This is a genomic window from Enterobacter sp. Y17 (assembly GCF_019730495.1).
In the GTDB taxonomy this organism is placed as follows: Bacteria; Pseudomonadota; Gammaproteobacteria; order Enterobacterales; family Enterobacteriaceae; genus Enterobacter; species Enterobacter asburiae_B.
The window spans coordinates 237,053-250,436 of record NZ_JAASKP010000003.1 but is presented as its reverse complement, the minus strand read 5'-3'; the positions used below and the strand labels follow the sequence as shown (position 1 = coordinate 250,436).

Here is a 13,384-nt window from a genome sequence, read left to right as displayed (position 1 = left end):
TTTTTTGTGGTCAGTTATTTGTTAATTGGTTGGTTTGTCTGGCTCTGGCGGCTTGTCACGTAAAGCCTGCATTTCAGCGCGGGGCGCGGCGTAGTCCTCAAATTCCCACGGCATTGACGCGGCGAACTCTGAAAGGCGCTTAATCCCCATCATCAGGCAGGTTTGTTCCGCTTCGGTCAGATCAGCAAAAGCTAAATTCAGGTGGCGGCGGGTCAGTAGTGGTAAACCGGCCACGCGGCTGGCCGCATCATTCGCCAGGATGAAAACCACTTTCTTGCGAGTTTCATCCAGGCGATTGAAGCGGGTTGCCGTATCGTTCACGCGGTTGGCGTTCAAACTGGCTTGCAGTCGGGCGCGTTGTTCCAGAAAACTGCGGCGGCCCGGTTGCTGTCCTGTTTTATCCATGAACATATCCACCTCACCAGAACTAAGCGAAGATGCCCATCAGGCGGGCAAACCAGCGGCGCTTATTGCGCGGGCGAGACATAAACGGCAAACGTGACTGTTTGATGAACTGCACGTCGGTTGCCTTTGGCTGGAAGAAGCGACCGTCTGGAGTTTCAATCCAGCCACGGGTGTGGGCGCGGTGTGTTACCTGCTGGCTTCTGGTTAACAGGCTTGCGAAAGAAGGGCTAGTCGTCAGCGTTGTCATGATCACAGCCCCATCCATAAAAGCCACGCATCGCGCTGTTCAACCGGACGGTTGTAAAACGCTTCACGAACACCGCGATTGAACTCTGGAACATAGACCAGCTTGTCACCTGCGCGGGCTTTCGGTTTTGTAGGATCGCGAAACTCAACGATCGGCAGTTTGTTTTTTTCAATCATCGCGGCTACTGCGGTGCGGGGTTTCCCCAGCAGTTCCGCGAACTTATCAGGGTGCACCGCATCAAGCGGATACTGGATAACGTAGTCGTTTGCTTCCATGACACTCTCCATTCTCATCTGGTTACATGCTAACCTTGTAGGATCCAGCGTCTTAAAAACGGTTCAGGAAGCTTCCTGAAGCGCTGGACTTACGCCCAAAAAGGTAATCCATTTATTACCTTGATGGGGAATATAAGTCACCAATAGGTTACTGTCAAATGCAGACATTTGAAAAATTAAAAGCCATCAGAAAAGCCGAAGGACTAACTCAGACAAAATTCAGTGAATTGAGCGGGATAGCTTTAGGAACAATCAAGAATTATGAAAGTGGGCAAAAGGATCCGGGGTTAAGTGTTGTTCTTCGAGTCACTAACGCTCCCCAATTTCAGAAATACACCCTATGGCTTATGACAGATAAAACCGCCCCGCAAGCTGGTCAGATCGCACCGGCTTTCGCACACAGTGGGCAAGAACCAACAGAATCAGACCACTCCGAGACGAAGATTGGCTAACTCTCTATAAGCATTACATTTTCACTATTTGTTACCAAGATAGTTACAACCCCACCGGAGGGCTTTCTTATGTCAATTAAGAAGCTCGATGATGGTCGATATGAAGTGGACATCAGGCCGCGCGGGCGCGAAGGACGTCGCATTCGCCGGAAATTTGAAAGGAAAGCCGAAGCGTTAGCATTTGAACGCTACACGTTGGCGAACGCTAATACCAAAGAGTGGGCTGGTCAGCGGGCAGACAGGCGAACGTTAAAAGAATTGCTGGATGTATGGTGGAAGTATTACGGGCAAAACCTGGAGCGCGGAACGAAGGAGTTTAATCACCTGGTTAAAACCATGGACGACATTGGAGATCTACCCGTCACCAGATTAAACAAACGGATCTTGATGGATTACCGTTCCGCGAGGTTGCGCGACGGTGTTAGCGCATCAACGATTAACCGTGACCTGTACCGTTTATCTGGCATGTTCTCCAAGTTGATGCAACTGGACGAGTTTGCCGGTCCGCACCCCGTTCGTGGCCTGCCGCCTTTGGCAGAAGCTAATCAGGAAATGGCGTTCCTGGACAAAGCCGAGATTTCACTGCTGCTGAATTCCTGCACAGGGGATGATCTGCTCGTCGCGCTTCTCGGACTCAGTACGGGCGGAAGATGGACGGAACTCGTTACACTGAAACCAACGCAGTTAGTTAACGCGCGGGTCACGTTCCTGAAAACGAAGAACGGAAAAAAACGCACGGTTCCAATCTCTGCCGAACTTGAAAAGATGATCAAGGAAAAGGCCAGCGGGAAGTTTTTCAACGTCGATTATGTGAGTTTTTGCAAGATACTGAAGATGGTCAAGCCCGACATCCCAACAAATCAGGCAACGCATATTCTGCGGCATACCTTCGCAAGTCATTTCGTGATGAATGGGGGCAACATCATTGCACTACAGAGAATACTGGGCCATGCGAACATCCAGCAAACTATGACGTATGCGCACCTTTCGCCGGAGTACCTCCAAAATGCGGTTGCATTGAATCCGCTGGCCGGAGGCATATCGCTGTAAAATCTTACACCCCGGAGTGTCCACATTGCGTCCACACTTCGGGGTGTTTGAAACGGTTCCAGATGGTTACAGATTTTTTAACTTACTGTTTTTTAAAGGTTTTACATGTAAGTTATTGATAAGCAGTAACCATGCATTATATGGTTAAAGCCAGCATTGCTGGCTTTCAGTATATACATCATCGCATTACTGGCGACTGTCATTTGCCTGGCGCAACAGCGTCCGGCTCTCACTCTGGAAACGCTGCGCGTAATCGCCAAACCAGTGCTCAACCTTGCGGAAACTGTCGATAAACGCCTGCTTGTCTCCGTGCTCCAGCAGCGTAATGGCTTCGCCAAAGCGCTGATAGTAGCGCTTGATGAGCGCCAGATTGTTCTCGGAGGACATAATAATGTCCGCGTAAAGCTGCGGATCCTGAGCAAACAGACGCCCGACCATCGCCAGCTCCAGACGATAGATAGGCGAAGAGAGCGCCAGCAGCTGTTCAAGCTGCACGTTCTCTTCCGCCAGATGCAGGCCGTAGGCAAACGTCGCAAAGTGGCGCAGCGCCTGAATGAACGCCATGTTCTGATCGTGCTCGACCGCGCTGATACGATGCAATAGCGCGCCCCATACCTGAATCTGTTCCAGGAACCACTGATAGGCTTCCGGCTGACGACCGTCGCAGTAAACCACCACCTGCTTAGCCAGGCTGCCGCTGTCCGGGCCAAACATCGGGTGCAGACCCAGCACCGGGCCCGTATGCGCAGCCAGCATCGCCTGCAGCGGACCATTTTTGACGGAGGCCAAATCCACCAGGATACAATCTTTCGGTAAAGCAGGAAGCTTCCCGATGATCTGCTCCGTCACGTGGATCGGCACGCTGACGATAACCATCCCGGCATCTTTCATGAGTTCCGGAGCATGCGCCCAGTCCTCTTTTTCCAGAATGCGCACCTGATAGCCAGAAAGCGTCAGCATTTTTTCAAACAGACGCCCCATCTGTCCTGCCCCGCCGACAATCACCACCGGCCTCAGGGACGGACAGAGGGTTTTGAAGCCCTTGTCGTTTTCGCTGGAATAGGATTCCCGCATCACGCGACGCAGAACATCTTCAATTAAATCCGGCGAAACGCCCAGCGCCTGTGCCTCTTTGCGACGAGAAGCCAGCATTGAGGCTTCGCGCTCCGGGACGTAAATTGGCAGGCCGTATTTGCTTTTCACCTCACCGACTTCGGCAACCAGTGCCATGCGGCGCGCCAGCAGGTCAAGCAGCGCCTTATCCACTTCATCAATTTGATCGCGCAGTGCGGTCAATTCAGCAACCATAACTAACCTCTTAAGCCAGACGCGTCGCCAGCTGGCCTTTCAAATCTTTGTGGATCTCACGCAGCAGCGCATCGGTGGTTTCCCAGCTGATGCAGGCATCCGTCACGGAGACGCCGTGCTTCATTGCACTGCGCGGTTGTTCAGATGATTGATTGCCTTCATGAATATTGCTCTCAATCATCAGACCGATAATCGAACGGTTGCCATCTTTGATCTGTGCGACCACGGATTCCGCAACCGCAGGCTGGCGACGGTAATCTTTATTTGAATTACCATGACTGCAATCTACCATCAGTGCCGGGCGCAGTCCCGCCTGCTCCATCTCTTTTTCACACTGCGCCACGTCCGCCGGGCTGTAGTTAGGTGCTTTCCCGCCGCGCAGGATCACATGGCCGTCCGGGTTACCCTGCGTTTGCAGGAGGCAGACCTGACCCGCCTGGTTGATACCGACGAAACGGTGCGGCATCGCAGCAGCGCGCATGGCGTTGATCGCCGTCGCCAGGCTGCCATCGGTACCGTTTTTAAAGCCAACCGGCATTGACAGGCCAGACGCCATCTCGCGGTGGGTTTGCGATTCCGTGGTACGCGCGCCAATCGCCGACCAGCTGAACAGATCGCCCAGGTACTGCGGGCTGTTCGGGTCCAGCGCTTCGGTTGCCAGCGGCAGCCCCATGCTGACCAGCTCCACCAGCAGGCGACGCGCAATCTTCAGGCCTGCTTCCACATCAAAAGAGCCATCCATGTGCGGATCGTTAATCAACCCTTTCCAGCCGACGGTCGTACGTGGCTTCTCAAAATAGACGCGCATCACCAGATAGAGGGTATCGCTGACCTCCTCCGCTAACGCTTTAAATCGACGAGCATATTCAATGGCGGTTTCAGGATCGTGAATGGAGCAAGGACCGCATACCACCAGCAGGCGCGGATCGCGGCCGGCGATAATGTCAGAAATGGTCTGGCGAGAGTGCTCGATCTGAGCCTCCTGCGCGACGCTCAGCGGAAATTCCGCTTTCAGTTGATCCGGAGTGATTAACACCTGTTCGTCAGAGATATGTACGTTGTTCAGCGCGTCTTTTTGCATGATGGCGATCCTGTAAAGCTCGTTTGCGATAGTTGTTTTCCTCAATGAGGTGAAACCACGATACCATAAAAAGTAAACATTTCAATCCAAAATACGTACAGATTACTTTACACACGCCAATTTATTGCAAAAATCAGCCCATAAAAACGTAAACTTTAAATTACAGACAGGTTTTCTTTAGCCAGGCTATGCTGAAGAAAAAAGGAGAATGGCTATGCGTTCAATTGCTCTCGCGCTGTTGTCGCTGTTTTTAACGGGCTGTCAGATCAATCCTTACACCTTCCAGCCCGACTGGACCAGCCCATCCTGGTTTGATGTAGGTAAAGAAGACGCCATGAATGGCCTGCCGGTTAAAGATAACCAGGCCCTGGCCGATAGTTTTAACGACACACACGTTGATCGTAGTGAATATCTTCGCGGCTATGCTGATGGTCAGAAGAAAGTCTGCGAAGAAGGGTTTATTCACGCCTGGGGATTAGCAGGCAAATCTTTCCCTGCCAGTTGCGATACAGCCGAAAACGCGGCAAAACTGCGTGCGTCATGGCAGCAAGGGATGGATGAAAGTATGCGCTCCAGCAGACTGAATTAATCTATTTTTATCCACCGGAAAATAAACAACTGTAGGATTTAGCTTAGGTCGGCCTCATGCTATTTCTGACATAATGACGGCCCTGATAAACAATGGTATTCTGCCCGCAACTCTTAAGGACATCTATTTCCAGAGCGATGTGGCGGATTCTGGTGAGAAATTTATTCTTGATCTCTTTTTTCCGACTCACTCTGGTGATAATGCTGTTCCTTATGGTGGGCCCTGCGGCGGCAGGCACGCTTACGGAAACGGATAAATCGGTACGCTCGATTGTCTCAGGCATCGTGAGCTATACGCGATGGCCGTCACTTTCCGGTCAGCCTAAACTCTGCGTCTACGCCACTTCGCACTATACGCACGCCCTCAGCGGCGATGAGGGGCATAGCGAGTTACCTTATACTCCCGTTATTGTACGAAACGATCAGGAAGCCCTGGCCGCGACGTGCGATGCGATCTATTTCGGGTCTGAATCACCGGCAAAACAACTTGAATTAATAAGTCAATATCAGGGCAGAGCGTTGCTATTAATCTCAGAGCAAAATCCGGAATGTGTAATTGGCAGTGCCTTTTGCCTGATAATCGATCGCGGCCAGGTACGGTTCGCCGTCAATCTGGATGCATTGACGCGCAGTGGCGTAAGAGTCAATCCGGATGTATTAATGCTTGCACGGAATAAGCAGCATGGATAAAGATTTCACTTCAACGCCACGTCCGACGTTTAAAAGAACGTTGAGGCGAAACAGCATGATAAGCGTCATCATCACGATGACGTTAATATGGCTGCTGCTCTGTTTTGCTTCCGTCGTGACGTTAAAGCAATACGCGCAAAAGAATCTCGAATTAACCGGCGCAACAATGAGCCACAGCCTGGAAGCCTCGCTGGTGTTCAACGACTCGCTGGCGGCCAACGAAACGCTGGCTGCGCTGGGCAAACAGGGGCAGTTTGCCGTGGCCGAGGTTATTAACGCGCATAAAAAGCGGTTTGCCTACTGGTCCTGGAACCCGGAGGACAACAACGACACGCTGGGCGCACTGGTCAGCCGCTGGCTTTTCCCCGTACCGGTTGCGCAGCCCATCATGCATAACGGCGCAACGATCGGCGAAATTCGCCTGACCGCGCGTGACAGCCTGATCGGCCATTTCATCTGGATGTCGTTTGCCGTTCTGACCGGCTGCATTCTCTTTGCAACCGTCGTCGCGCTCACCATTACCCAGTCTTTGCACCATGGTATGGTCACGGCCCTGCAAAACATCACTGACGTGGTGCATGACGTTCGTACTAACCGCAACTTCTCCCGCCGGGTGAAAGACGGCCGTATTGAAGAGTTTCACCAGTTTGGTGAGGACTTCAACAGCCTTCTGGATGAGATGGAGGAGTGGCAACTGAAGCTTCAGGCGAAAAATGCCCAGCTGCTGCGTACCGCCATGCACGACCCGCTCACCGGTCTTGCCAACCGCGCTGCGTTTCGTAACAGCATTGCAGCGTTAATGAACGACCCTTCAGCCAAAACAAACTCGGCCCTGCTCTTCCTCGACGGTGATAATTTCAAGTTTATTAACGACACCTGGGGACACGCGGCAGGTGACTGCGTGCTGATAGAAGTCGCCAGCAGGATGATGGAGTTTGGCGACAAACGTCACCAGGCATACCGCCTTGGCGGTGACGAATTCGCCATGGTGCTGTACGGCGTACACTCTGAGCTCGAGGTTCAACACATTTGTGCTGCGCTATCGCAGCAGTTTATCCGTCCGTTTGATCTTCATAACGGACAAAAAGCATCGATGTCACTCAGCATTGGCTTTGCTCTGGCGTGGGAAAATGCTTCCGTGGAAGCATTACTGGAGAGGGCTGACCGCAACATGTATCAGGTGAAAAACCAGCGTACGAAAACAACAAGTTAGAAAGGATACACTATGTTAAAACGTTACTTCGCGCCGATAGTTCTGGCCTCACTGGTTCTGGCAGGCTGTCAGTCGCCCCCGGAAGGCAAATTCACTCCTGAGCAAATTTCGGCGATGAAGTCTTACGGTTTTAACGAACTGAACGGTGACTGGTCACTTGGCATGTCGGACACCATCCTGTTTGATAAAAATGACGCCAGACTGCGCCCGGAAAGTGAAACGCAGATCCAGTCCATGGCCTCTCGCCTGGCGGAAACCGGCCTGAACCACGCGCGAATGGACGGTCACACGGATAACTACGGTGAAGAAAGCTACAACGAAGCGCTGTCGTTAAAACGCGCCAATGCCGTGGCCGATGCCTGGGCGAAGGGTGCAAATATCCCGCGCAGCAATCTCACCACGCGGGGGTTAGGTCAAAAATATCCGGTTGCGAGCAACAGCACTCCGCAAGGGCGCGCTGAAAACCGCCGCGTCGCAGTGGTTATCAGCACGCCATAGGTTATTTAGCGGAAGATTCGGCGAGCGTCACCCTGGTTGCCGCTCGCCAGCGCAGCCAGTCCACCACAACAAACAGCGCCAGACTCACGCCCATAACCGGCAAGGCCAGCCCCAGCAGTATGCTGATTATCACCGTAATCCCTCTTCCCCACCCTGACAGCGCCAGCCAGCTCTGCCAAAGCGTCTGCACCGGATCCACCGCCGACTGTGCCGGACGACGCATCCACCACATCCGGTAACCCCAGACGATGAGCACGCACAGGGCGAGGCCGAACGCCACCAACAGCAGCTGATTCACCAGCCCGAATAAGATCCCCATATGGAAATCCACGCCCCAGCGGGTCAGTTTTGCCATTAACGGGAAATCCTCGAATCGGGTTCTGTCCAGAACCTGCATCGTCGAAGGATCAACCGCAACGGCGTCCACCTGGGTCGGCCAACTGCGATCGATTTCCGTCACGGTCCAGGCGCGATCCGCCGTTTTTGCCGGTCGGATCTCCAGCCTGTTGGCATCAATTCCCGCGTTACGGGCCGCGCTTAATACTCCGTCAAACTGCGTCAGATCCATCGCCATTTCCGGCATCATCATTCCGCCGTGATGGCCTCGGTGTTCGGCGTGCTCATCCACGATCTTCTGTTGACCGGAAAGCATCGTGTTCACCTGCGGGGTAAGCCAGTTCATCTCTGCCCGCAGCTTATCAACGTTCCCGCCAGCCCACTGGGACCAGGTCAGGCCGGTTGCTGAGAACAACAGCATTCCGCCCAGCAGACTCCAGCCCAGCGTCACGTGCATCCGACGACGATTCTGGAAGCGATTATTGATTCGCCGTTTGGGCCGGGTATAAAACCACAGGGCAGCACCGCCCAGCGCGGCAACCCACATCCAGGAGGCTGCAAGCTCGCTGTAGAGCCGCCCCACGTCGCCCAGCATCAAAGAGGTATGCAGATAATCAATGGTCTGACGCAGCGGTAAAATCCCGCTGGTGCCGTATACCGTCATATCTCCCAGCACCGCCAGGCTTACTGGATCAATAAAGATAGCCCGGTTCTCCGATGGGCCAAGCGTCGGATCGGCAAACATCACGCGGGTGGTTTCGCCTTCAGCCAGCCCCGGACGCACGGCGTGCAAATGCAAATCTGAGCCAACGGTTTTTTCCGCCACGGCAATTTGCTCCGCCAGCGGCTGCGGCTCGCCTACGGAATTCGTGTGGAGCGCGTGCCGGTAGATCGCATTCTCCAGCTGCGGGGTCGCCACATACAGCGTACCGGTCAGCGCGGCAAAGAAGATAAACGGACCAACAAAAAGCCCGACGTAGAAATGGAGGCGACGCAGCAGGTTTCCCCATGCCGCGCGCGGAGTGCAGGTAGTCATACTTTTCCTTTTTAAGGCAAAAAGTTATCGATTTAGTTTTAAAGGGAAAAAGCAGACTGCCGCGGCGGCGCGCGGGTATCAGGGTAAAGCCAGGGGAAAAAATGCCAGTGGCTAACCGCCTGGCGCGGCGGCTTAATGCGAAGCCTCTGTAATACCGCGCTGAGCAGGACGATCAGCGCCAGCATCACGCCAGGGACATGCGCTAACAGCACGCAGTAGCCGCACGCTTCCGCATGGTCGACAGGCATCGTATGCGGCATATCGCCCTGATGCTCGTCCATCGACATCATGCTCATGTCATGATGCATGCCCGGCATCGCGCTCATGGGATCTTTCTGCAAGGAGACGGAGATAAGCGGCGCTACCACGATCAGCAGGATCGCAAACAGCGCGGTCAATGCCGCTGCGCGCTTCCGGCCAGGCTGATGCAGTACGTTATCCACGTCCCCTCCATTCAAGAGGCAAGCATTGTAAATGATTTATGACAAAAGGGTTAACGCGAGAGGTGCGCAGGGATAAAAAAAGGGCCAGCCTTTCGGCCAGCCCTTTCTAACAGGATGTCGCTTAAGCGAATCTTAGTTCAGACGCTCTTTAATACGAGCAGACTTACCAGTACGCTCACGCAGGTAGTACAGTTTAGCTTTACGTACAGCACCACGACGTTTAACAGCAATGCTGTCAACTACCGGAGAGTGAGTCTGGAAGACACGCTCAACGCCTTCGCCGTTGGAAATTTTACGAACAGTGAATGCAGAGTGCAGACCGCGGTTACGAATAGCGATAACCACGCCCTCGAATGCCTGCAGACGTTTTTTGGAACCTTCAACAACCCATACTTTCACTTCCACGGTGTCACCTGGACGGAAGGAAGGTACGTCCTGCTTCATCTGCTCTTGTTCAAGTTGCTTAATAATGTTGCTCATAATTTAATCTCTTATCCTGGGTAAACTGATATTCGGGAGCGTATTACGCATTCCCATCATGTTCATGCTGCTGGTGCGCGTGTTCAGTTTTGAACTCGGCCAGCAACTTTGCTTGCTCTTCAGTCAGAGCCAGGTTTTCCAGAAGTTCAGGTCTTCTAAGCCAGGTTCGGCCCAGCGACTGCTTCAAACGCCAGCGACGTATCTCGGCATGGTTTCCAGACAGTAACACTGCCGGTACTTCCATCCCTTCTAACACTTCAGGACGAGTATAGTGTGGACAGTCCAGCAACCCATCGGCAAAGGAATCTTCCGTTGCCGAAGCTTCATGGCCCAGAACCCCCGGAATGAACCGGGCGACGGAGTCAATCAGCGTCATTGCGGGTAACTCACCACCGCTGAGAACGTAATCGCCGATAGACCATTCTTCGTCAATCTCGGTTTGAATTACGCGCTCATCTATCCCTTCGTAGCGCCCACAGACCAGAATCAGCTTTTGATTCGTCGCCAGTTCGCTCACGCCCGCTTGATCAAGCTTGCGTCCCTGAGGTGACAGATAAATCACCTTTGCGCCTTCACCTGCCGCGGCTTTTGCTGTGTGAATGGCGTCCCGTAAGGGTTGCACCATCATTAGCATCCCCGGTCCGCCGCCGTAAGGACGATCGTCCACGGTACGGTGCCGGTCATGAGTAAAGTCACGAGGACTCCAGCTCTGGATGTTCAGCAGGCCATTCTTTACTGCCCGGCCAGTTACCCCGTAATCGGTAATCGCGCGGAACATTTCAGGAAACAGGCTAATTATGCCAATCCACATAGCGCCGTCTTTTACCGTTTATCCGGAGAATTTAAAAACCAGGATCCCAATCTACTTCAATGGTTTGAGTAGTGAGATCGACTTTCTTGATAACCTGTCCATCGAGGAACGGAACCAACCGCTCCTTGATGCCAAATGCATCTTTCAGGTTTGCCTTAATGACGAGAACGTCATTTGACCCGGTTTCCATCATATCGATGACTTTCCCCAGGCTGTAGCCTTCGGTAGTGACTACCTGGCAACCCATAAGGTCTTTCCAGTAGTAGTCGCCCTCTTCCAGCTGTGGCAACTGCGACGAATCCACGACAATTTCACAATTAGTCAGCGCATTCGCAGCATCACGATCGTCAACGCCTTTCAGCTTGATGATGATGTCCTGATTGTGGTGACGCCAGCTTTCCAGCTCGACCTCTTCCCACTTACCGCCTTTCTGGATAAACCAGGGCTGGTAATCAAAAATGCTATCAGCGTCTTCAGTGGAGGAAAACACTCTGAGCCAACCACGGATACCGTAGCAAGAACCCATTTTTCCCAATACGATCGGTTCAACAGGTGCTTTATTGCTCATCATGACCACCGTGACAGATTAAGCTGCTTTGTTTGCTGCTTTGATCAGCGTAGCAACGCGATCGGAAACAGTAGCGCCCTGGCCAACCCAGTGAGCGATACGATCCAGATCCAGACGAGTTTCTTCTTCTGCGCCAGCGGCCAGTGGGTTGAAGAAACCAACGCGCTCGATGAAGCGACCGTTGCGTGCATTACGGCTGTCAGTCACAACAACCTGGTAGAACGGACGCTTTTTAGCGCCGTGACGAGCTAAACGAATAGTTACCATAACATCCTCTTGTGTGAATAAAACAACCGGGCCCCATCGAGGAACGGAGCCCGGGTGTCATATTAAAAGCCCGAAAATTTTACTCATTTTCGGGCAAAAAGCAATCTCAAAAGCGATTAACGCCCTGGAAAACCGGGGGGCATCATGCCTTTCATGCCGCGCATCATCTTCGCCATGCCGCCTTTCTTCATTTTCTTCATCATGCGCTGCATGTCGTCGAACTGTTTCAGAAGGCGATTAACGTCCTGCACCTGCATGCCGCAACCGGCTGCGATACGGCGTTTACGGGAACCTTTGATGATATCCGGGTTAGCGCGCTCTTTGAGGGTCATCGAGTTGATGATCGCCTCCATACGCACCAGCACCTTGTCATCCATCTGCGCTTTCACGTTGTCAGGGATCTGGCCCATGCCCGGCAGTTTGCCCATCAGGCTGGCCATGCCGCCCATGTTTTTCATCTGACGCAGCTGCTCAAGGAAGTCGGTAAGATCGAAACCGTCGCCTTTTTTCAGCTTGCTGGCAAGCTTCTCGGCCTGCGCGCGGTCAACCTTGCTCTCGATATCTTCGATCAGCGACAGCACGTCGCCCATGCCGAGGATACGGGAGGCAATACGATCCGGGTGGAACGGCTCGAGCGCTTCAGTTTTCTCGCCCACGCCGAGGAATTTAATCGGCTTACCGGTGATGTGACGAATGGAGAGCGCCGCACCGCCGCGGGCGTCACCGTCCACTTTGGTCAGCACCACGCCGGTTAGCGGCAGCGCTTCGTTAAACGCTTTCGCGGTATTCGCCGCATCCTGACCGGTCATGGCATCGACAACGAACAGGGTCTCTACCGGGTTGATAGAGGCATGTACCTGCTTGATCTCGTCCATCATCGCTTCGTCAACGTGTAGACGACCGGCGGTATCCACCAGCAGCACGTCGTAGAATTTCAGCTTCGCTTCTTTCAGCGCCGCGTTAACGATGTCGACAGGCTTCTGCGCCACGTCGGACGGGAAGAAATCTACGCCGACCTGTTCGGCCAGAGTTTCCAGCTGTTTGATCGCCGCCGGGCGATAGACGTCCGCAGAAACCACCAGCACTTTCTTCTTGTGCTTTTCACGCAGGAATTTACCCAGCTTACCGACGCTGGTCGTTTTACCCGCACCCTGCAGGCCCGCCATCAGCACCACGGCCGGCGGCTGAGCCGCCAGGTTAAGCACCTGGTTCTCTTCGCCCATCGCCGAAACCAGTTCATTACGAACGATTTTGACGAACTCCTGACCCGGGGTCAGGCTCTTGTTAACTTCATGACCAACCGCTTTCTCTTTTACGCGGTTGATAAAATCACGAACAACCGGCAACGCGACGTCTGCTTCCAGCAGCGCCATGCGCACTTCGCGCAGCGTTTCCTTGATGTTCTCTTCAGTAAGGCGTCCGCGGCCGCTGATGTTGCGCAGCGTGCGCGACAAACGATCGGTTAAATTATCAAACATTGTCTCTCGCCTGAGTAGAAACGTTGGGCCGCCATGGGCGACACATACACAGAATTTTGCCGGAGTATAACATGAAGGCGCCTTTGTTGTTATGCAACGGTTGGAGCAGGCGTCACGTAACGTTATACTGCTTCTCTTTCTTATTAAGACAACTGTCG

The 13,384-nt window shown here is 53.3% G+C and carries 18 protein-coding genes; 6 read left to right on the top strand and 12 right to left on the bottom strand.

From position 1 onward, the window contains the following. Window positions 1-21: 21 nt before the first annotated feature. The 3 genes from HCH49_RS17395 to HCH49_RS17385 are packed head-to-tail and all read right to left on the bottom strand — an operon-like array spanning window position 22 to window position 927. On the bottom strand, window positions 22-405 hold the full coding sequence (locus tag HCH49_RS17395; RefSeq protein ID WP_204278342.1) for a hypothetical protein: 384 nt from the start codon (window positions 403-405) through the stop codon (window positions 22-24). 22 nt (window positions 406-427) lie between these two features. After that, the gene (locus HCH49_RS17390) at window positions 428-652 is read right to left on the bottom strand and encodes a phage filamentation protein Fil family protein (RefSeq protein ID WP_163310278.1); all 225 of its coding nucleotides are present in this window, start codon (window positions 650-652) and stop codon (window positions 428-430) included. Between the two features lie 2 nt (window positions 653-654). Then, the gene (locus HCH49_RS17385) at window positions 655-927 is read right to left on the bottom strand and encodes a Cox family DNA-binding protein (RefSeq protein WP_059445706.1); all 273 of its coding nucleotides are present in this window, start codon (window positions 925-927) and stop codon (window positions 655-657) included. A gap of 158 nt (window positions 928-1,085) precedes the next feature. On the opposite strand from HCH49_RS17385, the gene HCH49_RS17380 reads away from it, so the two are divergent. Both HCH49_RS17380 and HCH49_RS17375 read left to right on the top strand, forming a co-directional pair. After that, on the top strand, window positions 1,086-1,379 hold the full coding sequence (locus tag HCH49_RS17380; protein ID WP_221703067.1) for a helix-turn-helix domain-containing protein: 294 nt from the start codon (window positions 1,086-1,088) through the stop codon (window positions 1,377-1,379). A 69-nt stretch (window positions 1,380-1,448) separates the two neighbouring features. Continuing rightward, window positions 1,449-2,429 (top strand): tyrosine-type recombinase/integrase, encoded by a 981-nt coding sequence (locus HCH49_RS17375; protein ID WP_221703066.1) that lies wholly within the window; start codon window positions 1,449-1,451, stop codon window positions 2,427-2,429. Between the two features lie 186 nt (window positions 2,430-2,615). On the opposite strand, the gene tyrA is transcribed toward HCH49_RS17375, so the two are convergent. Then, the gene (gene tyrA / locus HCH49_RS17370; RefSeq protein WP_221703065.1) at window positions 2,616-3,737 is read right to left on the bottom strand and encodes a bifunctional chorismate mutase/prephenate dehydrogenase; all 1,122 of its coding nucleotides are present in this window, start codon (window positions 3,735-3,737) and stop codon (window positions 2,616-2,618) included. 10 nt (window positions 3,738-3,747) lie between these two features. Continuing rightward, window positions 3,748-4,818, bottom strand: coding sequence for a 3-deoxy-7-phosphoheptulonate synthase AroF (aroF, locus tag HCH49_RS17365; RefSeq protein WP_221703064.1), 1,071 nt, complete (start codon window positions 4,816-4,818; stop codon window positions 3,748-3,750). A 214-nt stretch (window positions 4,819-5,032) separates the two neighbouring features. Between aroF and HCH49_RS17360 the strand changes: the two genes are divergently transcribed. The 4 genes from HCH49_RS17360 to HCH49_RS17345 all read left to right on the top strand — a co-directional run bounded on the left by HCH49_RS17360 (window position 5,033) and on the right by HCH49_RS17345 (window position 7,807). Continuing rightward, window positions 5,033-5,407 carry a DUF2799 domain-containing protein gene (locus HCH49_RS17360; protein ID WP_221703063.1) on the top strand — a complete coding sequence of 125 codons (375 nt, stop codon included), beginning with the start codon at window positions 5,033-5,035 and terminating at the stop codon, window positions 5,405-5,407. Window positions 5,408-5,559: 152 nt separating this feature from the next. After that, on the top strand, window positions 5,560-6,096 hold the full coding sequence (locus tag HCH49_RS17355) for a YfiR family protein (protein WP_033146572.1): 537 nt from the start codon (window positions 5,560-5,562) through the stop codon (window positions 6,094-6,096). After that, complete coding sequence (gene dgcN / locus HCH49_RS17350) at window positions 6,089-7,309, top strand: diguanylate cyclase DgcN (RefSeq protein ID WP_029741024.1); 1,221 nt, start codon at window positions 6,089-6,091, stop codon at window positions 7,307-7,309. Before HCH49_RS17355 ends, dgcN begins: the two co-directional genes overlap by 8 nt. A gap of 12 nt (window positions 7,310-7,321) precedes the next feature. Beyond that, window positions 7,322-7,807, top strand: coding sequence for an OmpA family protein (locus HCH49_RS17345; RefSeq protein ID WP_029741023.1), 486 nt, complete (start codon window positions 7,322-7,324; stop codon window positions 7,805-7,807). Between the two features lies 1 nt (window position 7,808). Here HCH49_RS17345 and HCH49_RS17340 read toward each other — a convergent pair whose 3' ends face one another. From HCH49_RS17340 to ffh, 7 genes are all read right to left on the bottom strand, one after another. Beyond that, window positions 7,809-9,179: a PepSY domain-containing protein gene (locus tag HCH49_RS17340; protein WP_221703062.1), complete on the bottom strand. Its 1,371-nt coding sequence runs from the start codon at window positions 9,177-9,179 to the stop codon at window positions 7,809-7,811. 38 nt (window positions 9,180-9,217) lie between these two features. After that, window positions 9,218-9,622, bottom strand: coding sequence for a DUF2946 domain-containing protein (locus tag HCH49_RS17335; protein WP_058841144.1), 405 nt, complete (start codon window positions 9,620-9,622; stop codon window positions 9,218-9,220). 132 nt (window positions 9,623-9,754) lie between these two features. Beyond that, window positions 9,755-10,102, bottom strand: a complete 348-nt coding sequence (gene rplS, locus HCH49_RS17330) for a 50S ribosomal protein L19 (protein WP_002914145.1) — start codon at window positions 10,100-10,102, stop codon at window positions 9,755-9,757. A gap of 43 nt (window positions 10,103-10,145) precedes the next feature. Further along, a complete protein-coding gene (trmD, locus tag HCH49_RS17325) occupies window positions 10,146-10,913 on the bottom strand; it encodes a tRNA (guanosine(37)-N1)-methyltransferase TrmD (protein WP_182918805.1) in 768 nt (255 codons plus the stop codon). 31 nt (window positions 10,914-10,944) lie between these two features. Beyond that, window positions 10,945-11,484 carry a ribosome maturation factor RimM gene (gene rimM / locus HCH49_RS17320; protein ID WP_029741020.1) on the bottom strand — a complete coding sequence of 180 codons (540 nt, stop codon included), beginning with the start codon at window positions 11,482-11,484 and terminating at the stop codon, window positions 10,945-10,947. Window positions 11,485-11,499: 15 nt separating this feature from the next. Beyond that, window positions 11,500-11,748, bottom strand: a complete 249-nt coding sequence (gene rpsP, locus HCH49_RS17315; RefSeq protein ID WP_003863133.1) for a 30S ribosomal protein S16 — start codon at window positions 11,746-11,748, stop codon at window positions 11,500-11,502. Window positions 11,749-11,864: 116 nt separating this feature from the next. Then, entirely contained in the window at window positions 11,865-13,226 is a 1,362-nt protein-coding gene (ffh, locus tag HCH49_RS17310) for a signal recognition particle protein (protein WP_014884878.1), read from the bottom strand. Window positions 13,227-13,384: the final 158 nt, after the last annotated feature.